The organism is uncultured Ilumatobacter sp. (assembly GCF_963980585.1).
GTDB lineage: Bacteria > Actinomycetota > Acidimicrobiia > Acidimicrobiales > Ilumatobacteraceae > Ilumatobacter_A.
In genome coordinates this window covers 1-22904 of sequence record NZ_CAXCAM010000043.1, presented here as the reverse complement: position 1 = coordinate 22904, position 22904 = coordinate 1, and the positions used below count along the sequence as shown (strand labels likewise).

Here is a 22904-nt window from a genome sequence, read left to right as displayed (position 1 = left end):
TTTCGTAACCCCGTAGACCTACCCGGTAGTACCACCAGGGAGGGGGTCGCACCCCTCTACTTGCTCACTTAGCAGGGGTACGATGCGCCGCCCCCGTTAGGATTTTCGTCATGCGCGTAGGAGTCGTCGGAGCAACCGGTCAAGTGGGTGGCGTCATGCGTCGTCTCCTCGAAGAGCGTGACTTCCCAGTCACCGAGATGCGGTACTTCGCATCTGCTCGCTCGGCGGGGACCACCCTGCCGTGGAAGGGCACCGACATCGTCGTCGAGGATGCCGAAATCGCCGATCCAAGCGGCCTCGATATCGCACTCTTCTCCGCTGGTGCCACATCTTCTCGCGCCTACGCCGACAAGTTCGCTGCAGCAGGCGCCGTCGTGATCGACAACTCCTCGGCCTTCCGTATGGACCCCAACGTCCCACTCGTTGTGCCTGAAGTCAACGGCCATCTCGTTGCCAACCCACCCAAGGGCATCATCGCCAACCCGAACTGCACCACGATGGCCTTTATGCCCGTCATCAAACCGCTGCACGACGAGGCTGGCCTCACGCGCCTCATCTGCGCCACCTACCAGGCCACCTCCGGATCGGGCCTTGCTGGTGTCGACGAATTGGCGAAGCAAGTGGCCGAAGCCGGCGGCGCCGGACCCGAGCTGACCCACAACGGCGATGCGGTCACTTTTTCTGCTCCCGAGAAGTTCGCCCGCACGATCGCGTTCAACGCGTTGCCAATGTGCGGTTCCGTTGTCGACGATGGCTCGTTCGAGACCGACGAGGAGCAGAAGCTGCGCAACGAGTCGCGCAAGATTCTCGACATCCCTGAGCTGCTCGTATCGGGCACATGCGTCCGGGTCCCGGTTTTTACCGGCCACTCGTTGTCAATCAATGCCGAGTTCGCGAACCCGATCTCAGTGGCGCGGGCCTACGAGCTGCTCAGCGACGCTCCGGGTGTCGAGCTGAGCGAAATCCCGACGCCACTGCAGGCAGCCGGGAAGGATCCCAGCTTTGTCGGCCGCATCCGCGCCGACGAAGGCGCGCCCGGGGGTCGGGGCCTTGCGCTCTTCGTCAGCAACGACAACTTGCGGAAGGGCGCTGCCCTCAACGCCCTCCAAATCGCAGAGTTGGTCCAGACGACGCGATGACTCCCTCTCTCCGATCCTCACGCTGACCCCGAATGGAAGACCTCGGACTGCATGACTGACGACGGGATCAGCCGAGGTTTCTTCGAGTGGGTGCTCGATGCGTTCGAAGGCTTTGCTTCGTCGGTCGATGGTCAGCTCAATTCATCCTCACATCGACGCGGGCTGAAGGTCTGGTATGACGATGCCAAGAAGGAGCACTACGAGGCACAGCTGATCACGCTGTCCACGGGCGATGTCGGCCTCGAGATCGGCTTCCACGCCGAACATCCGAAAGACGATGACAATCAGGAGGTGCTCGATCGCCTGCTTGCTCATGAGGCGGCTTGGCGAGAGCAGCTCGGCGCAGAGGCCGAGGCCGGTGTGTTCATCGGCGCCGATCGGTGGCGACGCATCTCCGAAGTGTGGGATGCGCCCGACCCCGACGACCCGGAGTCAAGCATCGAAATTGCTGCTCGTCTCGCGGACTACGTCATTGCGGTCGAACCGCTGCGCCGAGCCTGAACGCGAAGGTGCCACTGCGGAGTGGTTGGCTGTCGCCAGACTCCGGCAGTGGCACCGTTCAGCGCGTGATCAGACCGTGATCAGGCCGTGGTCTCCTTGTACTCGGCGTCGCCGAATCCGAGGATCATCGCGAAGATGAACGGGAGGAACACCAAGCCGACCGCAAAACCGGCGCCCTTGCCGAACTTCTCTGAGACGGCGATGTACAAGATGATCGCAATCACGATGTTGACGATCGGAATGAGCAGCAGCAGCAGCCACCACCATTCCTTGCCAGCGATCTTCGTGATGATGTACATGTTGTAGATCGGGATGATCGCCGCCCAGCCCGGATGGCCGGCCTTTTCGAAGATCTTCCAGAGTCCAGCGATCGACAGTCCAGCGATCCACAGAATGAGGAATGCCAACGAAATAATGACTGCCATGAGGTACCTCCCAGAGGTAATTGTTAAGACGGAATTTCCTCACTGACCGTACAGCGTGCCAACAGGCACACCGTGGCTTTACGAACGCGCAACTGCGTGCGTCAGCAAGCACACGGCAGCGCGGCGCACTTGGGGCAACCGGCAGCAAACCGCTCGGCGGCAACCGTGAGATCGATCCCCTGCTGATTCGCCAAGGTCGCAACCCAGGCAATCACATCGCCGAACTCGTGCACCTGCTGCTCGTGGGTCCCCTTGCGCACCGCTTGGGCGAGCTCACCGATCTCTTCGGCCAGCCAGGCGACCGTGGCAGACACACCACGTTCGCGATCGCGGTCGCCGTAGGTCCGTTCGATGATGTCTTGCAGTTCGACCAGGTCCATGGCCGGACCGTAACCGCCGCAGCCCAGGCGCTCCCGATTCGGTTTCCCTGGGAACGGCACGCGGTGTACTGCCGTCGCAGGTGATGCACCGCGCGCCAGGCGAAATTGCGAGAATGAGAACCCCATGGCCACCCAGCGACGCAACGCCCTGTCACAACGCGACGCGCTCCTCGTCGCAGCGGCGGCCATCGTGGCCGGTTTGCTGGCGTCGTTGGCCGGCTGCCAGCCGACCGGCCAACCCATACCCGATGCGGTGATCTGTTTCGCCGGGGCTGCATTTGTCACCTGGGCAAGTGCAACGACCCCGTGGTGGGCCCTCGTGGTCGCGTCCGGCATCACCGCCACGGTGGCTGTCCCGGACCCACTGCTTTTCCTGCCAGCACTCGCTGCCGGCGTCGCCGCTGCATGGATCGGTGCCCGCCAGGCCAATCTCGGTGCGGTCCGCGCCGTCATCGGTGGCCTGCTCGCGCAAGTACTACTCCGGCTGGACTGGGACCCGTTCTTCACCGCCTCGGCACTCGTCGCCGGTGGTGTCGCCGCACTCCTCGTCATCACCGGCCTGCAGCGTCGACCACGCGACGTTCGGTCACGCGCCTCGCGGACCGCACGGGTGCTGGCCGCCGCTGCTGGCGTCACCCTGGTCGGCTTCGCCATTGCCGGGCTGCTCGCGCGTCCGTCGGCGGCCGACGGTTACGACCGGCTCACCGCTGGGCTCGACCTGTTGCGCAGTGGGGATTCACTGGGTGCGGTGGCGGCGTTCTGCGTACTTGTATTGGTCTCGGCCTCAGGCATTTCGGCATCTTGACAGACGAACCAATGACGGGATCCATCAATCTCACACACAGCGACCTTGACCTTCGCTGGCGTCGATGACAGCCGGACGCGAAACGAGCCGCCCGTCGGTTCCGGAGAACTGACAAGACGGCTCGTGGTCGGGGTGGGGAGATTTGAACTCCCGGCCTCCACGTCCCGAACGTGGCGCGCTACCAAGCTGCGCTACACCCCGTAGCGACGGACAACGCTATCCGGCGTTGACCGCTTCTTCCTCGGGCGATTCCGCCACATCTGGATCGACATCGACGTCATCGGCTGCAACCGGGTCGGGTGCCGGCAGGCCTTCCGTGTATGTGCCACCGCCGTTGATGGCCGTGACCGCTCGTTTCAATCGAAGCGAGTCGAGCGGCTTGATCAGCCAGCCTTCGGCACCACTGCGACGTGCAAGATGCAGGTCAGCGCGACGGTCGAGCAGCATCAGCACCGGGACGTGCGGAAGCAATCCCGACGATTCGTCGAGTCGGAGCGACATCGTCACCGCCATGCCACCCATCGAGCCGATCTGCATGTCGAGGATTGCAAGGTCAGGGGTGTTCTTCTCGACCTCATCGGCCACCACCCGCCCTTCGCTGCAGACGGTGAAGTTGACGCCGTCGGCACCAAGTGCTGCCGTGATGTCATCGACCACCCAGCTGGCGTCTGTCGCAATGATGATCTCCACGAGCCCAGACGCTACCCGGTCGTTCTGCCAGTGCCGGAATCAACCGTCCGGAATCAGCACGGCGTGGGGTGGCTGGCCGAACGGCTCACTCTGCAGGGTCGAAGAGGTGGCCCGCGATGGTCTGCAGACCTGCGAGATCATGCACGTCTCGGTCGAGCAGGGGCAGGGTCGCAATCACATCATTACCGACCACGTCGGCGAGTGGGGCGATGACGTGCCGCTCACGTTCGCGCAGCGTTCTCAGCTCAGCGACGTTTGTCCAGAGCGCGACAAGATCATCGTTGCCGACAGCGGCTCTCGCCGCAGCGGTTGCGTCGGCAGCGGTTCCCGCGCCGAACCCCGGCTGCGTGCGATTGACGATTGCCGCGCCGACCCCGACTCCCTGTTCGACCAACTGTTGAGCGAACCAAACAGCCTCGTCAATGGTGTCATGGCGCGGCGTTGCCACGACGACGAACGATGTCTCCGCTGCTCGGATCAGCGCCACCACTTCGTCGGCCCGGTCGCGGAATCCGGTCTCCATGCCGGCGAACGCCTGGAAGAACGCCACGGCATCGGCGAGCACATCAGAACCGACCACACGGCCGATCGCTTTCAGAATCGGCTGCGCGGCCGAACCGAGCACCTTGAGGCCACTCTTGGTTGGCAGCATCAGCAGTTTGAACGCCCGATGGTCGAGGAACCGCGCCAACACGCCGGGTGCCTCGAGGAAGTCAAGGGCATTGCGACTCGGCGGCGTGTCGACGACAACCAGGTCGAAACGGTCATCACCGTGCAGAGCGTGCAGCGTCTCGGCGGCCATGTACTCCTGCGTGCCACTCATCGCGCCGGCCATGTTGCGATACAGCGGGTTGGTGAGAATGCGGTCGACCTGCTCGGGGTCACCGGCGTGACGCCGCACCAGGCCGTCGAACGTCGCCTCCGTGTCGAGCATCATCGCCCACAGCTCGCCACCCGACGCCTGAGCCGAATTGAGGTCGATGCGTTGCGGCTCGGCAGCTAGTCCGTCCTCCAGGCCCAAGGCATCGGCCAGCCGACGGGCCGGGTCGATCGTGACCACCACCACCTTGCGGCCATGCTCTGCTGCTTCAAGACCGAGCACCGCGGCCGTGGTGGTCTTGCCGACGCCACCGGAGCCGCAGCACACGATCACGGTCGACGCGTCGATGAGGCGCTGCACGTCAGCCATCAGTTGCCCTCGACATCAGGCACACCGTTGAGCCCCAGGAGGTGGTCGGTCAACCGGTCGACGTCCGTGGCGGTCAATCCGGCGACCAGTTGGGCAGGCAGCGTGATCTGCTCGAGCGGCAGCTCCGCCGACAAGCGCTCGATCTCGGTGCGCTCCATCGCTCGGCGCGATCGCCGGAACGCTGCGGCCTCGGCGAGGACCGCTGCCACATCCGCATCGAGGTCTTGCCAGGCAGCTGCGGCCGTTTTGATCGACGGCAATGGAACGCCGGTGTCCACGCCATTGATCACGATCGGGCCAAGCTGGATTCCGACATCGTCTTCCAGGGCAAACGCTGTCTCAACGACCTCATTCACCGGGGTTGTCTCGGGCAGCGTGACGAGCACGACCTGGCAACGCTCAACGTCGGTGAGCAGTTCGATCACTTCGTCGGATTGCGTTCGCACCGGTCCGCTCCGCACCGCATTCGCCAGGCCGGTGGCAGACGTGAGGAAGGTGATCGCATGGCCCGCTGCAGGGCCGTCGACCACGATGAGGTCGTAGTTCTGCGATCGCTCGAACGATTTGACCTTGCCGAGGACAACGACATCATCGATACCTGGCGCTGCGGTGCCGACCATGTCGATCACGCCCGTCTTGTTCAGCCGCTTCGCGATCCGGGCGAAACCGTGATCTCGGAGATATTCGTCCAGAGCGTCAGCGGCCGAAATGTGGACCACCTCAATGGATCCGGCCCCGTTCTGAGCCTCACCGTCGAGCAGTTGGTCGAGCGTCGGCTTGCCGTCAAGTTCGACAACAAGGACACGTCGTCCGTCACGACTGGCCGCGCGGGCGATCACAGCCGTTACCGTGGTCTTTCCGACACCCCCCTTGCCCGCAACAATGACAACATTTGTCGCGGTCAACGACTGCAGCGGACTCTCGTGTTCCGGAGGCACCTTTGCGCAGACTAGCGATCGCATTGCTCACAACGGCCGCTGGCCTTTCATTGTTCGCGGGCGGCGTCAGCGCCCAGGACGACCAAGGCGGCGACGACCCCACGCCCGACACCGTGGTCACGCCCGGAGGCGCGACCATCGCTCCGGTCGACGTGCTGCAGGTCAGCGGGTTCATGGACGACATCCTCGTTGCTGAGATCCGCGACGCCATCGAGCGCGCCGACGACAGCGGAGCGCAGGCCCTGATCCTCCAGGTGAACAGCGACGGCACGGTCGTCGACGACAGTGTCGTCGAAGCCCTGCTCGAGGACATCGCCACCGCACCCGTGCCGATCGGCGTCTGGGTCGGCCCGACGGGTTCACGTTTCTATGGCCCGGCAGCTCAGATGCTCGCCGTTGCCGATGTGACCGGGATGGCGCCCGGCGCACGTGTCGGCTACTTCGGTGTTCCGCTGAGCATCCCGTCAGCAGAGATCGACTTCGGTATCGCCGAAGAAACGCTCCGCAACGGCTCGGTTGGCCTCAGCGAGGCGCGCGCCCTCGACATTTTCAGGCAACGCATCAACGACGAGGGCATTCCCACAGTCACCTCAATGCTGCAGGCAATGAACGGCTACGAGGAGCTCGGCGTCACCCTGGTCACCACCGAGCAAGTGGTCACCGATGACGGCAACACGCGCTTCGACACCGTCGCCATTGTGCGCTTTTCGAAGTTGTCGCTGATCGATCAGTTGTTCCACACCGTGGCCAGCCCGCCGGTTGCGTACCTGCTGTTGCTCACCGGTCTGGCGCTGCTCGTCTTCGAGTTCTTCACCGCCGGAGTCGGGGTGGCTGGCGTCGTCGGCGCGGTCTGCACCTTCCTCGCGTTCAGCGGGCTGGCCGTCCTGCCCACACGAACGTGGGCAGTGGTGGTGATCGGTCTGGCGATGTTGGCGTTCTCGGTCGATGTCCAAGTCGGCATTCCCAGATTCTGGACCGGCGTGGGCCTCGTACTCACCGTGATTGGCACCTGGTTCCTCTTCGAACCGTTGCCGGGGGCCAGCATGCGCCCGGGATGGATCGCGCTGATCACCGGCGTCGGCGGCATCGCGCTCACCTTCATCGTGGGCATGCCCAACATGGTCCGCACTCGCTTCGCCACACCGACCATCGGCCGAGAGTGGATGATCGGCGAACTCGGCACCGTCATCGACGACGTCGACCCCGACGGTGTGGTCGAGGTCGGCAACGGTCGGTGGCGTGCACGGACCAACCGGGCAACTCCGGTCATGCGCGGCGACGAGATCCGTGTCGCCGCCATCGACGGCATCACGCTCGAAGTCGAACCGCTTGAAGGCGCCGCCAAGGACTACCGCGAGCGGCGCGGCGCATCTGATGACACCGAGCCGCCGGTCGAGGCTGTCACCGACGGACAACTCTCACCCTGATCGCCCGCGCCTCGGCGACCAACCGGCGACATCCACATGCCCGTCGGCGAAACCGTGACGGTGAGCTCAGACTGGTGGAAGTCGCGGGCCGCCGATGCGGAGATCGTCGCGGCGGCGCGTCACGCCACGGGCGTCGAGTTCGGCAACAAGCGGTAACGCATATTTCCGGCTCGCTCCGGTTGCATCGCGAAACTGTGCGACGGTGAACCCATCGACGTGCTCGGCAAGCAGCTCGGCCGCCACGAACGCCGCTGCATCGATCGCGTCGCGATGGAATCCGATGCCGTCGCGTTGCACCACATGACCGCGGCGCACCAGCTCACGCAGATCGTTGCGATCCACGTCACCGAGTGACGGTGGCGCGAAACCACCGGCGAGCAGGTCCGCAAGCGCTGGATGGTCTTCGTAGGGGTCGACCGCATCGGCAGGTTGCACCAGTCCGTTCGACACGACCACCGCGTCGAGTGTTGGCAAGACGGCACGCTCACGCTCGTCGAAAGCAGCAAGATCAAGCCCGGCAGGTCCGGCTTCGTCAACCCGCTCGACAATGGCGGCGCCGAGTTCAGCCAGCGACTCACTGGTGGTCACCCATTCGCCGATCACCGGATCGACGACTTCTCCGGTGAGCTGCTCGATTTGGTCCACGGTCAACCAGCCGCGCTCTCGAACCAGCCGTTCAACGCTGCGATCGGGAGCGGCGCGCGAGGCGCGCAACACCGGGTCGATGTCGAGGACCTCGCCTCCACCAACGGTTTCATCGCGTCCGGACTCGCGCAGGACGAAACGATCGCCAGGCAGCAGCGGCAGTGCGGCTGGCAAGAACAGTCGCACGGCACCGGTGGTCCCGGGGCCGAGCTCCTGAACGCCAAGCACACGCAGCTTCACCGCATGCTCGCCCGCACCGATGTAGGCCACGTAGGCACCACGTCGCGACACGTCATGGTCGAGCGCGTCCAACACGCGTAGCGAGGCGTCGAATCGCTCGGTCAAGCGCCAGCGTCCAGGTTCGATGACGGCATCGCCACGCTTCACGTCGGTATGGTCGACGCCGGCCAGGTTGACCGCAACTCGGTTGCCCGCACCGATCTGTTCGACGGTGTTGCCGGCCGTTTGAATCGTGCGAACGCGAGCTGAATGTCCGCCCGGCTCGATCGACACCAGCTGGTCATTCTGCAAGGTGCCACCAACGAGGGTGCCGGTGCCGACCGTCCCACTGCCCTTCGCGGCGAAGACACGGTCAAGCCACAGACGTGGCCGCTTCCGGTCGACGGCGGCTGTGCTGCGCTCGATCAGCGCATCGAGTTCGCGGCGCATCGCGTCGAGGCCGGTTCCCGATGTCGACGACACCGACACCATCGGTGCTCCCTCGAGGAACGTGCCCTCGACATGGTCCGCCACTTCCATCTGCGCCAGTTCGAGCCACTCGTCATCGACAAGGTCGACCTTCGTCAACGCGATGATGCCGTGGCTGATGCCGAGCAGTTCGAGGATGCGAAGATGCTCTTCTGACTGCGGCTTCCAGCCTTCGGTCGCCGCCACAACGAAGACGCATGCCGACACGCCGCCGACGCCGGCCAACATGTTGCGCAAGAACTTCACGTGACCCGGCACGTCGATGAAACTCAGCTCGGTGCCGGAAGGCAGAACGGTGTGCGCAAACCCCAGGTCGATGGTGAGGCCACGACGCTTCTCTTCTTCCAACCGGTCCGGGTCGGTCCCCGTGAGCGAACGCACGAGCGACGACTTGCCGTGATCAACATGGCCCGCCGTTGCGATGACCGTCATGCGCCACCACGCAATGCTGCGACGATGGTGACGTCATCAGCGGGATCGACCGAACGGAAGTCGAGCGATGTGCGGTCGTCGCGTGAGCGAGCAATCACCGGTGTGTCGTGCCGGCGCAACTGCTCAAGCAGGTCCCCGTCGATGACCACGCCGACCGACGGCATGGTCACACCTGGCGCCGAACCTGCCCCAGGCAGCGCCTCGGTTCGTTCAACACGCGCCGACGGGTGAACAGCGACGATCGCTTCGACCACCGCGGCCGCACGTTCTTCAAGCGCCACCAACGGTGTACCGACCATCTTCCAGAACGGGATCTCGGTTCCTGCCTGTCGGTCGAGGTAGATCAGCGCAATGCGCTGCAGTGCAGCAAGCACGAGTCCACCTGGCCGCAGCGCTCGCGCCAACGGGTGCTGCAGACACCGTTCGACGAGGTCGGCTCGGCCGGCGATGATCCCAGCCTGTGGACCACCAAGCAGCTTGTCGGCGCTGAAGGTGATGAGATCTGCCCCGTCCGCGATTGCCTGCACCGCAGCAGGTTCACCCGCAAGCCAGGCAGGGGGCGCACCCTTCATCCAGGGCACGGTCGCATCGATCAGGCCGCTGCCAATATCGGCAACCACGGGAACGTCGAGCGTGGCGAGATCGGCAATCGATGTCTCTTCCACGAACCCCTCGACGCGATAGTTACTCGGGTGGACCTTCAGCACCATCGCCGCGTCGACGTTGGCGCGCGTGATCGCCGCCTCGTAGTCCCTCAGCCGAGTTCGGTTCGTGGTCCCCACGTCGACGAGTCGGGCGCCGGACTGCTCGATCACTTCAGGGACACGGAACGAGCCGCCGATCTCGACACTCTCGCCTCGGCTGACCGGCACGTCCTTGCCTGCCGCGAGTGCCGCGACAACGAGCAGCACGGCTGCCGCGTTGTTGTTCACCACCATCGCTGCCTCGGCCCCACAGAGCCGCGCATACAACTGGCCCACCGCCGCCTGCCGTGATCCGCGTTGGCCGGTGTCCAGGTTGAACTCGACGGTCTGTGCGGATGCGTCTTGGTGGTGTGCCAACGGTGCGCGGCCGAGGTTCGTGTGCAACAGCACGCCGGTCGCGTTGACCACGGGGGTCAGAAGCGTGCGACGGAACTCGTCCGCTCGACGCGCTGCGGAGTCCGGGTCTCCGGCTTCGATGGCCGCGCGGGCCACGTCAACACAGATCGGATGCGGCAATCCGCTGGAGTTCAGCGAGCGAGCGAGCTTGTCCACCGACGGTGGACGGGAAGGCGCAGTCATGTGCCGCCTCCCGGGAGGAACAGTCGAGTTGCCACGTTTCGCAGCCTACGAGCCACCACGTCCGCGCGCTGCAGCAGCCCGCACCTCGCCATCCTGTTCGCCGCCGACGAGTCGGCCACCGAGGAACAGCCCATCAGCAGCACGGTGGCTCCACCTCAGCGCGTTGTTCTACGCTGCACGGCCGTGAGCACCCTCCCCGTCCCGATCGTTCAACTCGACGCCGATCTGCCCGTACCGGCCTACGCCCATGAGGGCGATGCCGGCCTCGACCTGTACGCCGCCGAGGCCACCATCCTCAGTGCAGGTGGTGGACGCGCCCTCGTCCCGACCGGCATCTCGATCGCCATCCCGATGGGATACGGGGGCTTCGTCCTCCCGCGGAGCGGCATGGCGCTCAAACACGGCATCAGCGTCGTCAACGGCCCTGGCCTCATCGACGCCGCCTACCGCGGGGAGATCAAGGTCATCTTGATCAACACCGACCCGGACACCGACTACGCCATCGCTCGCGGCGACCGTGTTGCTCAGCTCGTCATTCAGAAAGTCGAGCAGATCGAGTGGCAGATCGGCGACACGCTCGACGGCGATGACCGTGGCGGCGGCTTCGGCCACTCGGGCACCTGAGGCTCAGCCCGAACCCGAGCCCAAGCCGGCGCTCACCCCCACGCGAAGACAGGTTGCTCGAAATCGGCGACGCGACACTCGTCGCCCGTCCGTCCTTCGAGGCCAACCCATCGAAACTGCACGAGCACTGCGCCTGTCGGCGCATGGATCAAGTCGCCGCTCAACGGCACCTGCACGACCGGCCGGTCGCTCTCAGGGATCGACACGAAGCGGGGCGAATCGTCGCGGGACAACTCGTGCAGACCGATGCGGTACGCGGCCAGCACCTCGTCGGGGCTCGGGTCGAGCGCAAGGTCGGCTCCACCCCAAACCACCACCGGAGTCATGATGTAGCCGGAACGCGTCGCGTAGTCATCGAGGACGCCAATCACGGCTCCTTCGTTGAGTTCGACGCCGACCTCTTCATGGGTTTCGCGCAGCGCCGCATCGATCACTGTCTCGCCTGCATCGAGCCGACCACCGGGCAGCGCCCACTGCGCTGAGTGAGTGCTCAACCGTGCCGCCCGCCGACAGAGAACGAACGCTGCTCCGCCGGCGACACCATTCATATGTCCATCGATTTCCGCGTCAAGGCCCTTGACACCTGTCGGAATGTTCGCCATCCCGTCGGCCTCGGCAGGGTGCGGGTCAACCCGATCCGAGCCCGGCTCAGAATCGACGAGCAGGATCGCGACGGCCGCATGGCGTCGCCCGTCAAGGGGCAGCTCGCGTCGCTCGTGGCCGTGCAGATTCGCTTCGATCCGGTCGCGGAGTTGGTCGCTGTACGTGATCATCGTGTCCCAGCATCGCCGATTCGGCCGCTGCAGACGATGTCCGAGCGGATTTGGCGATCGGGCGTACCGGCTCAGCCGCGGTACGCGTGGGTGATAGGGAGCCGTCGGTCTTTGCCGAAGGCCTTGTTGGTGACACGAACACCGGGCGGGCACTGACGGCGCTTGTACTCGGCGATGTCGACGAGGCGCGTCACTCGCCGCACCATGGCCTCGTCGTAACCCAACTCGATGATCTCAGTCGCCGTCCGGTCCTGTTCCACGTACAGCTCGAGGATGGGGTCAAGCACCTCATACGGCGGCAGTGAGTCATCGTCACGCTGATCGGGACGCAGCTCGGCCGATGGCGGCTTGGTGATGACATCGACGGGGATGACTTCGCGACCGGCTGCCTCGTTGACATAGCGACACAGCTCGTACACGCGGAGCTTGAGGACGTCCTTAATCATCGCGTACCCGCCGACGGAGTCACCGTAGATCGTGAAGTACCCAACCGCCATTTCGCTCTTGTTACCCGTGGTGAGCACCATCCAACCGAACTCATTCGAGAGCGCCATCAACAGCTGACCGCGACACCGGCTCTGGATGTTCTCGTAGGTGAGCCCCACCTCTCGACCGGCGAACGCTCCGGAGAGCATCTCTTGGTATGCGGTGAACGCCGGTTCGATCGAAATCGTGCGGAAGTCGATGCCAAGATTCTCAGCGAGCAGGGCCGCATCGCTCTTGGAGTGATCACTCGAGTACCTCGATGGCATCGACACGCCGTGAACGTGTTCGGGTCCGAGCGCATCGGCTGCGATGCACGCCACGATGGTCGAGTCGATCCCACCTGACAGCCCGATGACCACATCGCTGAACCCGTTCTTGCCGCAGTAATCGCGAGTGCCGAGCACCAACGCGTCGTAGAGCTCTTTGTCGGCGCCGAGTGGCTCGGCGATCGGCGCGGCCAGCGACTCGCTCGACGAAGTGGGTCGGCGGGGCGTGGCCGACACTTCGACCGTAGGCAGCAGCGCCTCGGTGGCGCGACCACGCGGATCCAGCAACCGCTTGCGGTACACGGGCGGCACGGGCACATCAACGATCATCAGGTCTTCGACAAACTGTGGTGCCCGAGCAAGCAAGGCACCCTCGTGATCCATCACGAACGAGCCCCCGTCGAAGACCAACTCATCTTGGCCACCGACCTGGTTGACGTAGACGACAGCGCAATGGGAATCAGCAGCACGGGTCGACACCAACTGCTCACGCACGAGGTCCTTCTCGGCGCGAAACGGCGAGCCGTTGATGTTGATGTTGACCTCGGCGCCAGCGGCAGCTTGCTCGGCCAGCGGACCAAATGGGCTCCAGATGTCTTCACAGATCGAGATCCCGACCTTCACGCCCCCGATGACGAACAGTTCGAGTGGATCGGACTCGTAGCCCGCCATGAAATACCGCTGTTCGTCGAACACTGCGTTATTGGGCAGCAGACGCTTGTGGTAGATCCCGACGATCTCACCGCCGACACAGACGGCGGCCGCGTTGTAGAGGTCGCGGTCCTGATCGACAAACCCGACGACCGCAACACATTCGCCCGTCCGAGCGGCAAAGGTGTCGAGCGCTGCGCGGTTGTCGGCAACAAAACCTGGCTTCAACACGAGATCTTCCGGCGGGTAGCCGGTGGTCGACAATTCAGGGAACGCAACGACGTCGCATCCCGCGGCCGCGGCATCGTCGTAGGCCTCGACAAGCTTGGCGAGGTTGCCGTCAAAATCACCGACGGTGGGGTTCAGTTGGGCAAGGGCGACACGCAGGACCGTCACAACGCCAGGCTACTCCTCGGGCGATCCTCGTCCCGCCGCTAAAATTCTCCAGAAATCGCCGAAAAAGCGGCGTCTTCGCTCCAGCGAACGAGATGCGACCTGGCAGTATTAGGCAAGTGCGTTGGAAGAGTGTGGCGATCGTCGGGGTGATGCTCGTCGGCGCGTGCACCCCTGGCGAGGGCCCAGACTCGATCCCGCTGCCTACCTCGGCGGATACGACCACGACGTCGACCTCGTCGACCACGACCACGACGACGACGACCACGACCACGACGTTGGTGCCGCCGCGACTGACCGCAACGATCAGGCGCACCACCGATGGCGTACCGCACATCTCTGGCCCCGACCTCGCAAGCGTCGCGTACGGACAGGGATGGGTCAGCGGTGAAGACCACGGCTGCACGCTGATCGACCAGATCGACAAGGTGTACGGCCGCCGTTCCGAAGTTCTTGGCCCCGGCAGCGACGGAGAGAACGTCGAGAGCGATTTCGCCTGGCGCGCGATCGACATCGTCGGGGTCGCCACAGCCGACTACGACGATGCGTCTCCCGAGATCGTCGAACAGTTCGGAGCCTTCGCAGAGGGCTGGAACGACCAGCTCACCGACACCGGTCCCGACGGTCTCATCGGCTGGTGCAACGACGCCGAGTGGGTCCGGCCGATCCAGCCGGTCGAGGTCTACGTGTACGCCCGTTCGGTGGCGCTGTTGGCCAGCAGTGCCCGGTTCGCTGATTTCCTCCCGAGCGCCCAGCCACCGCAGCCTGACGGGGCGCTCGGCTTCGCCCCGCGCCGGTCGGCCAATGACTCCCCCGCTCCGGACTTCACCGTGCTCGAACCACTCGACGTTGGCAGCAACGGTTGGGCCGTCGGTAGCGACCGGACGGAAAATGGCACCGGCGGCCTGCTCGTCGCCAACCCGCACTTCCCGTGGGAAGGCGAGCTGCGTTTCGCTGAGACTCACCTCACCGTTGGCGACGAGATCGACATCTACGGCGCTCAACTGCTTGGCGTGCCCGGTATCGGCATCGGATTCACCGAAGGTGTGGCATGGACCCACACCGTGTCCTCCGGCAAGCGACTCACCGCCTACCTCCTCGCGCTCGACCCCGAATCACCGACGAGCTACATCGTCGATGACGAGTCCAGGCCCATGACCTCCGTCGAGCACACCATCTCGATCCTTCGAGCTGACGGCACCGTCGACGAAGAAACCCGCACGCTGTGGCGAAGCGAGTACGGCCCGATCGTTGACTTCCCCGGGCTCGGCTGGACCGACAGAGCAGTGCTCAGCTTCCGCGATGCGAACATCAACAACAACGAGTTCATCGACCAGTACCTCGACATGATCTCGGTACAGAGCCTCGACGACTTGCAAGCAGTGCACGCCGAACATCAGGGCGTTCCGCTCTTCAACACCATCGCAACCGGCGCGGATGGCCGGGTTTGGTACGCGGACACCTCCGCCACTCCCAATCTCTCCGACGAGGCACAACAGCTCTTCATCGACAAGCTGTCCACCGACCCGATCACCCAGATCGGTTACGACAACGGCGTGGTGCTCCTCGACGGATCCGACAGTCGATTCACTTGGGAAGTCGTGCCCGGTGCTCGTGACGACGGGTTGGTTCCGTTCGCCGAGATGCCGATGGTGGAGCGCACCGACTACGTCTTCAACGCCAACGACAGCTTCTGGGTACCAAGCGACGAGTTCACCCTTGACGGAGCGTTCTCGATGCTCCACGGCGAACAGAACACGCCACTCAGCATGCGCACCCGCCAGAACGCTGCGGTACTCGCGTCCGACAATCGGACAGGCCTCGCTGGCGACGACGCCAACTTCTCTGGGCTCGAGCTGCGCGACGCGGTGTTCGACAACACGGGGCACGCCGCCGCCCTGCTCCTCGACGCCACTGTCGACGCGTGCTCCGTTACCCCGGTGTTCGAAGTCGACGAAGTGCTCGACGACGACGAGACAGTTGCGCTGCCCGCCGAACTCGTCGACCTCACTCCAGCCTGCGGCATTCTCGCTCGCTGGGACGGCCGCTACGACCTTGACCGAGCCGGCCCCTTGCTGTGGCGCGAGGTGCTCAACCGATTCAGCAACGCCGAGCGCACGACCACCGGCCCGCTCTTCTCCGACGAGTTCGATCCACTGCAACCGACACTCACCCCAGCAGTGCCCACGGACGATTCCACCGCGTTGCTCGCCGCCCTGGCACGTGCCGTGCAGACGTTGACCAAGGCGGGCTTCCCTCTCGACTCAACGCTCGGCGCCGCTCAGTTCACCGAACGATCCGGGACACGAATCCCCATCCATGGCGGCACCGACGCGGATGGCGTCACCAATGTGGTGCAGTGGAGCGGCACCGGCTCGAGCACCGAGACGGCACCGAGCCGCGGCGACGCCGTCTCCCCGAACAGCGCACTGCGCGGTGAGGGTTTCCCGGTCAACTACGGGACAAGCTTCGTGATGACCGTTGACTACACAGGAGATCAGGTCCAGGCGTGGGCCATCCTCACGTACGGCCAAACCGACGATCGCGAGTCGCCGTTGTTCGAACAGCAAACGATTCGATTCAGCGAGAAGAACTGGCGCACAGTGGCATTCACTGACGAACAGATTTCCGCCGACCCCAACCTCACCGAACGCATCCTCGAAGTCCGCTGACCGCGGATCGCTCGCCGGCCGCAACACCAATGCGCAGGTGAACAGCAACAGTTCACACGCCGTTCACAAACGAGCAACGACGACGCAACGACCAACTGCAACGATGCCGCACGTTCACGGGACTCGCCGTATCCTTGGCGTGCCCAACCAACAACAAGATTTGAGGACAGCAGTGGCTATCAAGGCTGAGTACATCTGGATCGACGGTACGGAACCGACTCCGCAACTCCGTTCCAAGACGAAGGTCATCTCCGACGACAGCGGCACCGACCTCGCCGACATGCCGATCTGGGGCTTCGATGGTTCGTCGACCAACCAGGCAACGGGCGACAAGAGCGATTGCGTGCTGAAGCCCGCCCGAGTCTTTCCCGATCCGATCCGTGGCGGCGAGAACGTCCTCGTCATGTGCGAAGTGATGCTCGTGGATGGCAAAGCCCATCCGACCAACACTCGTGCAGCGGCTGCTCGCACCGCCAAGAAGTACAAGAAGCACGAGCCGATGTTCGGCATCGAGCAGGAATACACGATGCTCAAGCCGAACGGCAACCCGCTCGGCTTCCCAGACGACGGCTTCCCCGCACCGCAGGGTCCGTACTACTGCGGCGTCGGCGAGATCGCCATCACCGGCCGCAACATCGCCGAAGATCACATGGACGCCTGCCTCGCTGCCGGCGTGACGATCTCGGGCATCAACGCCGAGGTCATGCCCGGACAGTGGGAATTCCAGGTCGGCCCCGTTGGCCTGCTTGAAGTCTCCGACGAGCTCTGGATTGGTCGCTACCTTCTGCACCGCATCGCCGAGGACTACGGCGTGGTCATCAGCATCGACGCCAAGCCCGTCAAGGGCGACTGGAACGGCGCTGGAGCCCACACCAACTTCTCCACCAAGGAGATGCGTGAAGACGGCGGCATAAAGTACATCGAGGCTGGCTGCAAGGCCCTCGGCCAGCGCGCTGCAGTGCACATCGCCAGCTACGGCGACGGTGTCGAAGATCGCCTCACCGGCGCCCATGAGACCCAGCGTCACGACCAGTTCAGCTACGGCGTGTCTGACCGCGGCGCATCGATCCGCATTCCTTGGCAGGTTGCTGTCGACAAGAAGGGCTACCTCGAAGATCGTCGCCCGAACGGCAACATCGACCCCTACGTGGTGGCCCGCCTCATGGTGGACACCATCTGCGGCGCCATGAAGTGATCTGTGGTCAGATCGCGTGATCTGACCACAGATTCAAGAAACTGAAATCCTGAAGGCAACGTGGCCGGCGGGGTGGGGACCTCAAGTCCCTGCTTCGCCGGTTCGCTTTTTCCACACCATCTGAAAGACTGAACCTGTGAGTATCGACCAACATCGCGAATATGTCTTGCGTTCAGTCGAAGAGCGCGGCGTACGCCTCGTCCGGCTGTGGTTCACCGACGTGCTCGGCAACCTCAAGAGCCTCGCCATTTCACCTGCCGAACTCGACAACGCGCTGACCGACGGGATGACCTTCGACGGGTCGTCGATCGACGGCTTCTCCCGTGTCCAGGAAGCCGACGTCCTCGCGATCCCTGATCCCGACACGTTCGAAATCGTCCCGTGGGGAGACCCGAAAGAACCCGAAGCACGCGTCTTCTGCGACATCCACAACCTGGACGGCACGCCATTCGCTGGCGACCCGCGCCAGGTCCTGCGACGTCATATGAAGGCCGCCCATGAGATGGGCCTCACGTTCTACGTGGCGCCCGACATCGAGTTCTTCTACTTCGAGCCACTCGTCGCTGGCGAAGTCCCAGTCCCGATCGATCAGGGCGGGTTCTTCGATCTGACGACCAACGACGTCACCGGCGAGCTGCGCAAACGCACGATTCGCACACTCGAGCAAATGGGCATTCCGGTCGAGTACAGCTTCCATGAAGATGCGCCCGGTCAGCAGGAAATCGACCTCCGCCACACCGATGCCCTCACCATGGCCGACAGCGTGATGACCTTCCGACTCGCCGTTCGCGAAATTGCCGCCCGCAACAGCGCGCACGCCACGTTCATGCCGAAACCACTCGAGGGCGTTCAAGGCTCGGGCATGCACGTGCACCTCTCGCTCTTCGAAGGCGACGACAACGCCTTCTTCGACGCTGATGACCCATACAACCTGTCCGCGAAGGCCAAGGCCTTCATGGCGGGCCTCCTGCGACACGCTCCTGAAATCACGGCGGTGACCAACCAGACCGTCAACAGCTACAAGCGCCTGGTTCCCGGCTTCGAGGCACCCGTGCACCTCAGTTGGGCGCGCAACAACCGCAGTGGGCTCATCCGGGTGCCCATCACCAAAAACGACAATCCTTTGGCCACGCGTCTCGAGTACCGCTCCCCTGATCCCGCGTGCAACCCGTACTTGGCCTTCAGCCTGATGCTTGCAGCCGGCATGAAGGGCATCGAAGAGGGCTATGAGCTGCCCGATGAGGCTGACGCCAACCTGTTCGAGATCGGAGACGATGTACTCGAGAAGCTCGGCATCGGCCAGCTCCCCACGTCGCTCGCAGCAGCGCTCGAAACGATGGAAAAGTCCACACTCGTGCGAGAGGCCCTCGGTGAGCACATTTACGAGTGGTTCCTGCGGAGCAAACGCATCGAATGGCGCGGCTACAAGACCCACGTCAGCGCGTTCGAGCGAGATCGGTACCTGACGTCGTTGTGAGTGAGCGCAGCCAGATGCTTCTGGTCTTCCCGGACCCGGCGCCGCCCGAACTGGCGCGCACACTCGATCTCGGTGGTTCTTCGTGGAAGGCCGTTTCCTCGACCGCCGATGCCGGTGAACACGAGCCCGACTCCGGCTGGGCCGGAACCATTGTCGATGCCACGGCAGACCCTGAAGGCGCGTGGGCGTTCCTGCGGGCAATCCGTAAGCAGGCCGACAAGCAACTCCCTGTCATCGTGTTGATCGGGGGGGCGCAACTCGCCGAGCTCGAACACCGCGACGACCTCTTCGACGACTTCTGCCTGTCACCGTTCCACCCGTCTGAACTCGAGGCGCGCCTGCGACATCTGCTCTCAGGGGACGTGGCCGTCGTCAGCTCAGACATGGTCGAGTACGGAGCGCTCACCCTCAATCTCGAGACCTACCAAGCGTCGATCGCGAACAAGCCGCTCGACATGACCTACATGGAATATGAGCTGCTCAAGTTCCTCGCGCAGAACCCCGGCAAGGTGTTCACTCGCGAGATCCTGCTCAGCCGCGTGTGGGGCTACGAGTACTACGGCGGCGCCCGCACCGTCGATGTGCATGTGCGTCGGCTGCGCGCCAAGCTCGGCGAAGAGCATGCAGCGTTGATCCAGACGGTCCGCTCGGTCGGCTACCGCTTTGGCGAATCCCGCTGGGAAAGCTAGGCAAGCTGCAAGAAGTCGATGATCGCGTTGCCGACGATGTTGGCGAAGACGATCGAGCCTTGCTCGCGGGGGTGCACCCCGTCGTTGCGCAAGTTGCCGTCGTCGTCGGCCACGGCGCTCCACGACGCAATCACACTGTCGCCGCGCTGAGTCACCCGGTCGCGGATCGTGTCATTGAGCTCCGCTGTGCCATCGGGACGGTCACGGAAGAACGTGTCGACCCAGACCAGTGGTGATTCATCCGGCACGGTCTGCAGCATTTCGTTGATTGCGGCAGCGCGCTCGCTCGGGTCGGAGTACTGGTCAATGTCGTTGGTGCCGAGCGCGACGACCCACAGTTCGTTCGAATGGTCGAACGGGTCGCCTGCGGCGCCCTCTGCGCCGGTGTCGCCGGTCGCATGGATCGTCTTGATGAGGTCCTCGGCGACTGCCGCCCCGCTCGGGTTCGACCCGAAGCTGAGCGCGGTCCGCTTGCCCTCCTTCGATTCAATCACGACCGAGTCAAAGCCGAGCTGTTCGAACATCGTCTCAAGCTGCGGGGTCGACGCGACCGTGATCGAGTCGCCCACCATGATGACCGTGTCGATTTCGGTCGTCCCGACTGCTCGGACGTCGATGCCACTGCCGATTTGGCCAACTTCACCGACATCGGAGCCGAGCCCGATCGTCGGCAGCGGAACATCCCCGCCGGTCGCCGATGAGGTCTCGCCGGCGCACGCGCAAACGCTCAGGCCGACGACGGCCAAGAACGCGGAGGTGATAGAGCGACGCATTGGGACATTCTTGCTATCTCAGGAGATGCAGGGGCGGCACGCGCCAGATTTTCAGTCACATCCTCATCCCGCAAACAGCGGGCGGTCAGTCGAGCTGTTGGATGCGTCGAGACAGCGTGTCGTGTGCAGCGAGCATGTCACCCAGGCTCCCGCTCACCAATTGACCATCGCGCACCACCGGTTGTCCGTTGACGATCGTGTCACGCGCCCCGGTTGGCCCACAGCGCAGCCATGCTTCGATCGGATCGGCAATCGCTCCGGCGAAGGTCGGGCCGGTCAACGACCAGACGGCGAGATCCCCGACGGCACCAGGAGCGATGACCCCGATCTCGCCCTCACGTCCCAAGCACCCGGCCCCACCATGGGTCGCGATTTCGAGCGCCATCCGGGCGGTGCCCGCGTCCGCACCGTTCCGAAGTTTGGCCAGCAACATGGCTTGCCGGGCTTCGAGCCACAGCGACGCACTGTCCGCCGATGACGACCCATCAACACCGAGCCCGACCTTCACACCGGCGGCGCGGAGGTCGACGATCGGCGCAATGCCCGACGACAGGATCATGTTGCTCGATGGGCAGTGTGCGGCACCGACTCCCGCTGCTCCCAATCGCTGTATCTCATCGTGATTGGGCATGACGCAATGCGCCACCCACGTCCGATCCGTACACCACCCGGTGCGCTCGAGGTACTCCATCGGCCGACACCCGAAGGTGGCGATGCTGAACTCGTCGTCCTCGGCGTTCTCAGCGAAGTGCGTGTGCAGTCGGACATCGAGCCGCTCAGCCAGTTCCGCAGAGCGCACCATTAAGTCTTCGGTGACCGAAAACGGCGAGCAAGGCGCAAGCGCGACACGCACCATGGCGCCATGTGAACGGTCGTGATGACGGGTGACGGCGGCTTCGGATGCGGCCAGAATCTCATCGTCGTCGGCAACCACATCGTCGGGCGGCAACCCGCCGTCTTTCTTGGACAGCGACATCGATCCCCGGGTTGGATGAAATCGCATGCCCAAGTCCTGTGCGGCCTCGATCTCGGCGGTGAGCAGATCGCCAGCGCCGTGGGGGTGCAAATAGAGGTGGTCGGTCGACGTCGTGCAACCGGACAGCGCAAGCTCGGCAAGACCGACCCACGCCGACACGTAGACCGACTCGGTGTCGATCGACCGCCAGAGCGGATACAGCGATTGCAGCCAACCGAACAGCGGCTTGTCGGTCATGGGCGGAAACGCCCGGGTCAGGTTTTGGTACAGGTGGTGGTGCGTGTTGACGAGACCAGGGGTCACCAGGCAATCGGTCGCGTCGATCGTGGTCGTCGCCGATGGCGCTGGACCGGTGCCAACGTCAGCGATGAGACCATCGGTGATCGCCACCCAGCCACCAGCCAGCTCGCGTCGATCTCCGTCGACAGTCGCCACACACCGAGCATTCGCGACCACCAGGTCGTGGTGGCGGTCAGCCATGGCGGCGGTTCTCAATCAGGAAGGTCCACGAGTTCGGGGTGAGCGTCTTTCTTGCCGTCTCGGTAGAAGACCTCGCCGATGACTGCCGACGCAGCAGCGCCACTCATCAACACGGCAACCGGAATCAACAGGACGACGACAATGATGGCGATTCCTCCGAGCATGGCGTCAGGTTAGCGTCAGGCCGGCTTGTAGGCCCAGGCCTCGACCTCGACAACAAAATTGGCAGGCAGCTCAGCGACCGCGACGCACGAGCGCGAGGGGCGATGGTTGCCGAACGCTGCAACGTAGTGCTCGTTGAAGACCTTGTAGTCCTCCATGTCGGTGAGGAAGCACGTGGTCTTGACCACGTCGGACATCGACGCTCCCATCGTGGCGAGGAGCGCCTCGATGTTCTTCATTGCCTGCTGTGTCTCGGCAACCAGGCCACCATCGACCTTGGTGCCGTCGAGCAGACCACCTTGGCCGGAGATGATGATGAAGTCACCGGCACGGACGGCGGGCGTATAGGGACCGAGGGGCTTGCTCATGTCGGCGACTCTAACTCCCCGCCAATGTCTCGGTCAGTGCGACGAATTCTTCCCACTGCCCACTCGCGAGGAGCGCCGCCTGTTGTGGCCACGACCCCGGCCGGTGCATTTTGAATCGGGAGCCGGCCGCATCGAGCATCGACTGCAGGGTGCCGATGTCGGTCTCGGCGAGTTGACGCCACGTCATCACTCCGATGCCGGCGCAGAGTTCAGCGATCTTCGGTCCAATTCCTTCGACGACCCTGAGGTCATCGAGGGCGATCCGCTTGCCGAGAACGGCGCGCGCCGCATCAAGATCGAGGTCGACTGGCTCGACTGGCTCGACTGGCTCGACTGGCTCGACTGGCTCGACTGGCT

The 22904-nt window shown here is 64.1% G+C and carries 23 protein-coding genes and 1 tRNA gene; 10 read left to right on the top strand and 14 right to left on the bottom strand.

Annotation, left to right across the window (positions count from 1 at the left end; genetic code table 11):
* Positions 1 to 110 precede the first annotated feature (110 nt).
* Together ACH2DW_RS12465 and ACH2DW_RS12460 are read left to right on the top strand one after the other, a co-directional pair.
* Positions 111 to 1139 carry an aspartate-semialdehyde dehydrogenase gene (locus ACH2DW_RS12465; protein ID WP_394930069.1) on the top strand — a complete coding sequence of 343 codons (1029 nt, stop codon included), beginning with the start codon at positions 111 to 113 and terminating at the stop codon, positions 1137 to 1139.
* A 51-nt stretch (positions 1140 to 1190) separates the two neighbouring features.
* Positions 1191 to 1640, top strand: a complete 450-nt coding sequence (locus ACH2DW_RS12460; protein ID WP_394930068.1) for a hypothetical protein — start codon at positions 1191 to 1193, stop codon at positions 1638 to 1640.
* 80 nt (positions 1641 to 1720) lie between these two features.
* Here ACH2DW_RS12460 and ACH2DW_RS12455 read toward each other — a convergent pair whose 3' ends face one another.
* Positions 1721 to 2065: a DUF5684 domain-containing protein gene (locus ACH2DW_RS12455; protein WP_394930067.1), complete on the bottom strand. Its 345-nt coding sequence runs from the start codon at positions 2063 to 2065 to the stop codon at positions 1721 to 1723.
* 101 nt (positions 2066 to 2166) lie between these two features.
* Positions 2167 to 2445, bottom strand: a complete 279-nt coding sequence (locus ACH2DW_RS12450) for a MazG nucleotide pyrophosphohydrolase domain-containing protein (RefSeq protein WP_394930066.1) — start codon at positions 2443 to 2445, stop codon at positions 2167 to 2169.
* A 124-nt stretch (positions 2446 to 2569) separates the two neighbouring features.
* Between ACH2DW_RS12450 and ACH2DW_RS12445 the strand changes: the two genes are divergently transcribed.
* On the top strand, positions 2570 to 3250 hold the full coding sequence (locus ACH2DW_RS12445; protein WP_394930065.1) for a hypothetical protein: 681 nt from the start codon (positions 2570 to 2572) through the stop codon (positions 3248 to 3250).
* Between the two features lie 124 nt (positions 3251 to 3374).
* Here ACH2DW_RS12445 and ACH2DW_RS12440 read toward each other — a convergent pair.
* The 4 genes from ACH2DW_RS12440 to ACH2DW_RS12425 form a co-directional block, all read right to left on the bottom strand.
* Positions 3375 to 3451 (bottom strand) — tRNA-Pro (locus ACH2DW_RS12440).
* Between the two features lie 15 nt (positions 3452 to 3466).
* Positions 3467 to 3940: a response regulator gene (locus tag ACH2DW_RS12435; protein ID WP_394930064.1), complete on the bottom strand. Its 474-nt coding sequence runs from the start codon at positions 3938 to 3940 to the stop codon at positions 3467 to 3469.
* Between the two features lie 85 nt (positions 3941 to 4025).
* Positions 4026 to 5129, bottom strand: coding sequence for an ArsA family ATPase (locus ACH2DW_RS12430; RefSeq protein ID WP_394930063.1), 1104 nt, complete (start codon positions 5127 to 5129; stop codon positions 4026 to 4028).
* Positions 5129 to 6067 (bottom strand): ArsA family ATPase, encoded by a 939-nt coding sequence (locus ACH2DW_RS12425; protein ID WP_394930062.1) that lies wholly within the window; start codon positions 6065 to 6067, stop codon positions 5129 to 5131. The genes ACH2DW_RS12430 and ACH2DW_RS12425 overlap by 1 nt, the downstream gene beginning before the upstream one ends.
* A gap of 23 nt (positions 6068 to 6090) precedes the next feature.
* Here ACH2DW_RS12425 and ACH2DW_RS12420 point away from each other — a divergent pair, with 23 nt between their 5' ends.
* The gene (locus tag ACH2DW_RS12420; RefSeq protein WP_394930061.1) at positions 6091 to 7494 is read left to right on the top strand and encodes an NfeD family protein; all 1404 of its coding nucleotides are present in this window, start codon (positions 6091 to 6093) and stop codon (positions 7492 to 7494) included.
* A gap of 66 nt (positions 7495 to 7560) precedes the next feature.
* Here ACH2DW_RS12420 and selB read toward each other — a convergent pair whose 3' ends face one another.
* Together selB and selA are read right to left on the bottom strand one after the other, a co-directional pair.
* Positions 7561 to 9279 (bottom strand): selenocysteine-specific translation elongation factor, encoded by a 1719-nt coding sequence (gene selB, locus ACH2DW_RS12415; RefSeq protein WP_394930060.1) that lies wholly within the window; start codon positions 9277 to 9279, stop codon positions 7561 to 7563.
* Positions 9276 to 10562: an L-seryl-tRNA(Sec) selenium transferase gene (gene selA / locus ACH2DW_RS12410; protein WP_394930059.1), complete on the bottom strand. Its 1287-nt coding sequence runs from the start codon at positions 10560 to 10562 to the stop codon at positions 9276 to 9278. The genes selB and selA overlap by 4 nt, the downstream gene beginning before the upstream one ends.
* Before the next feature lie 183 nt (positions 10563 to 10745).
* On the opposite strand from selA, the gene dut reads away from it, so the two are divergent.
* Entirely contained in the window at positions 10746 to 11186 is a 441-nt protein-coding gene (dut, locus tag ACH2DW_RS12405) for a dUTP diphosphatase (RefSeq protein ID WP_394930058.1), read from the top strand.
* A gap of 32 nt (positions 11187 to 11218) precedes the next feature.
* Here dut and ACH2DW_RS12400 read toward each other — a convergent pair whose 3' ends face one another.
* Both ACH2DW_RS12400 and ACH2DW_RS12395 read right to left on the bottom strand, forming a co-directional pair.
* On the bottom strand, positions 11219 to 11959 hold the full coding sequence (locus tag ACH2DW_RS12400; RefSeq protein ID WP_394930057.1) for an NUDIX hydrolase: 741 nt from the start codon (positions 11957 to 11959) through the stop codon (positions 11219 to 11221).
* 71 nt (positions 11960 to 12030) lie between these two features.
* Positions 12031 to 13758 (bottom strand): NAD+ synthase, encoded by a 1728-nt coding sequence (locus ACH2DW_RS12395; protein ID WP_394930056.1) that lies wholly within the window; start codon positions 13756 to 13758, stop codon positions 12031 to 12033.
* 116 nt (positions 13759 to 13874) lie between these two features.
* Here ACH2DW_RS12395 and ACH2DW_RS12390 point away from each other — a divergent pair, with 116 nt between their 5' ends.
* The 4 genes from ACH2DW_RS12390 to ACH2DW_RS12375 all read left to right on the top strand — a co-directional run bounded on the left by ACH2DW_RS12390 (position 13875) and on the right by ACH2DW_RS12375 (position 19788).
* Complete coding sequence (locus ACH2DW_RS12390; RefSeq protein WP_394930055.1) at positions 13875 to 16427, top strand: penicillin acylase family protein; 2553 nt, start codon at positions 13875 to 13877, stop codon at positions 16425 to 16427.
* Positions 16428 to 16599: 172 nt separating this feature from the next.
* Positions 16600 to 17622 carry a glutamine synthetase GlnII gene (gene glnII / locus ACH2DW_RS12385; protein WP_394930054.1) on the top strand — a complete coding sequence of 341 codons (1023 nt, stop codon included), beginning with the start codon at positions 16600 to 16602 and terminating at the stop codon, positions 17620 to 17622.
* Positions 17623 to 17764: 142 nt separating this feature from the next.
* Positions 17765 to 19099, top strand: a complete 1335-nt coding sequence (locus ACH2DW_RS12380; protein ID WP_394930070.1) for a glutamine synthetase family protein — start codon at positions 17765 to 17767, stop codon at positions 19097 to 19099.
* The gene (locus tag ACH2DW_RS12375; RefSeq protein WP_394930053.1) at positions 19096 to 19788 is read left to right on the top strand and encodes a winged helix-turn-helix domain-containing protein; all 693 of its coding nucleotides are present in this window, start codon (positions 19096 to 19098) and stop codon (positions 19786 to 19788) included. Before ACH2DW_RS12380 ends, ACH2DW_RS12375 begins: the two co-directional genes overlap by 4 nt.
* Here the strand turns inward: ACH2DW_RS12375 and ACH2DW_RS12370 are convergent.
* The 4 genes from ACH2DW_RS12370 to ACH2DW_RS12355 all read right to left on the bottom strand — a co-directional run bounded on the left by ACH2DW_RS12370 (position 19785) and on the right by ACH2DW_RS12355 (position 22547).
* Positions 19785 to 20561 (bottom strand): GDSL-type esterase/lipase family protein, encoded by a 777-nt coding sequence (locus ACH2DW_RS12370; protein WP_394930052.1) that lies wholly within the window; start codon positions 20559 to 20561, stop codon positions 19785 to 19787. The two genes, ACH2DW_RS12375 and ACH2DW_RS12370, sit on opposite strands and share 4 nt — an antisense overlap.
* 85 nt (positions 20562 to 20646) lie before the next feature.
* Positions 20647 to 22017, bottom strand: coding sequence for an 8-oxoguanine deaminase (locus tag ACH2DW_RS12365; RefSeq protein ID WP_394930051.1), 1371 nt, complete (start codon positions 22015 to 22017; stop codon positions 20647 to 20649).
* Positions 22018 to 22028: 11 nt separating this feature from the next.
* Complete coding sequence (locus ACH2DW_RS12360; protein WP_394930050.1) at positions 22029 to 22181, bottom strand: hypothetical protein; 153 nt, start codon at positions 22179 to 22181, stop codon at positions 22029 to 22031.
* 15 nt (positions 22182 to 22196) lie between these two features.
* Positions 22197 to 22547 (bottom strand): RidA family protein, encoded by a 351-nt coding sequence (locus tag ACH2DW_RS12355; RefSeq protein ID WP_394930049.1) that lies wholly within the window; start codon positions 22545 to 22547, stop codon positions 22197 to 22199.
* On the opposite strand from ACH2DW_RS12355, the gene ACH2DW_RS12350 reads away from it, so the two are divergent.
* The coding region (locus ACH2DW_RS12350; protein WP_394930048.1) for a hypothetical protein at positions 22546 to 22904 on the top strand (359 nt) is incomplete at its 3' end. The genes ACH2DW_RS12355 and ACH2DW_RS12350 overlap by 2 nt on opposite strands.

Excerpts from the sequence above, each read along its gene's own strand:
- ACH2DW_RS12465 (WP_394930069.1), top strand. The coding sequence starts at position 111 with ATGCGCGTAGGAGTCGTCGGAGCAACCGGTCAAGTGGGTGGCGTCATG.
- ACH2DW_RS12460 (WP_394930068.1), top strand. The coding sequence starts at position 1,191 with ATGACTGACGACGGGATCAGCCGAGGTTTCTTCGAGTGGGTGCTCGAT.
- ACH2DW_RS12455 (WP_394930067.1), bottom strand. The coding sequence starts at position 2,065 with ATGGCAGTCATTATTTCGTTGGCATTCCTCATTCTGTGGATCGCTGGA.
- ACH2DW_RS12450 (WP_394930066.1), bottom strand. The coding sequence starts at position 2,445 with ATGGACCTGGTCGAACTGCAAGACATCATCGAACGGACCTACGGCGAC.
- ACH2DW_RS12445 (WP_394930065.1), top strand. The coding sequence starts at position 2,570 with ATGGCCACCCAGCGACGCAACGCCCTGTCACAACGCGACGCGCTCCTC.
- ACH2DW_RS12430 (WP_394930063.1), bottom strand. The coding sequence starts at position 5,129 with ATGGCTGACGTGCAGCGCCTCATCGACGCGTCGACCGTGATCGTGTGC.
- selB (WP_394930060.1), bottom strand. The coding sequence starts at position 9,279 with ATGACGGTCATCGCAACGGCGGGCCATGTTGATCACGGCAAGTCGTCG.
- selA (WP_394930059.1), bottom strand. The coding sequence starts at position 10,562 with ATGACTGCGCCTTCCCGTCCACCGTCGGTGGACAAGCTCGCTCGCTCG.
- ACH2DW_RS12400 (WP_394930057.1), bottom strand. The coding sequence starts at position 11,959 with ATGATCACGTACAGCGACCAACTCCGCGACCGGATCGAAGCGAATCTG.
- ACH2DW_RS12370 (WP_394930052.1), bottom strand. The coding sequence starts at position 20,561 with ATGCGTCGCTCTATCACCTCCGCGTTCTTGGCCGTCGTCGGCCTGAGC.
- ACH2DW_RS12365 (WP_394930051.1), bottom strand. The coding sequence starts at position 22,017 with ATGGCTGACCGCCACCACGACCTGGTGGTCGCGAATGCTCGGTGTGTG.
- ACH2DW_RS12360 (WP_394930050.1), bottom strand. The coding sequence starts at position 22,181 with ATGCTCGGAGGAATCGCCATCATTGTCGTCGTCCTGTTGATTCCGGTT.
- ACH2DW_RS12355 (WP_394930049.1), bottom strand. The coding sequence starts at position 22,547 with ATGAGCAAGCCCCTCGGTCCCTATACGCCCGCCGTCCGTGCCGGTGAC.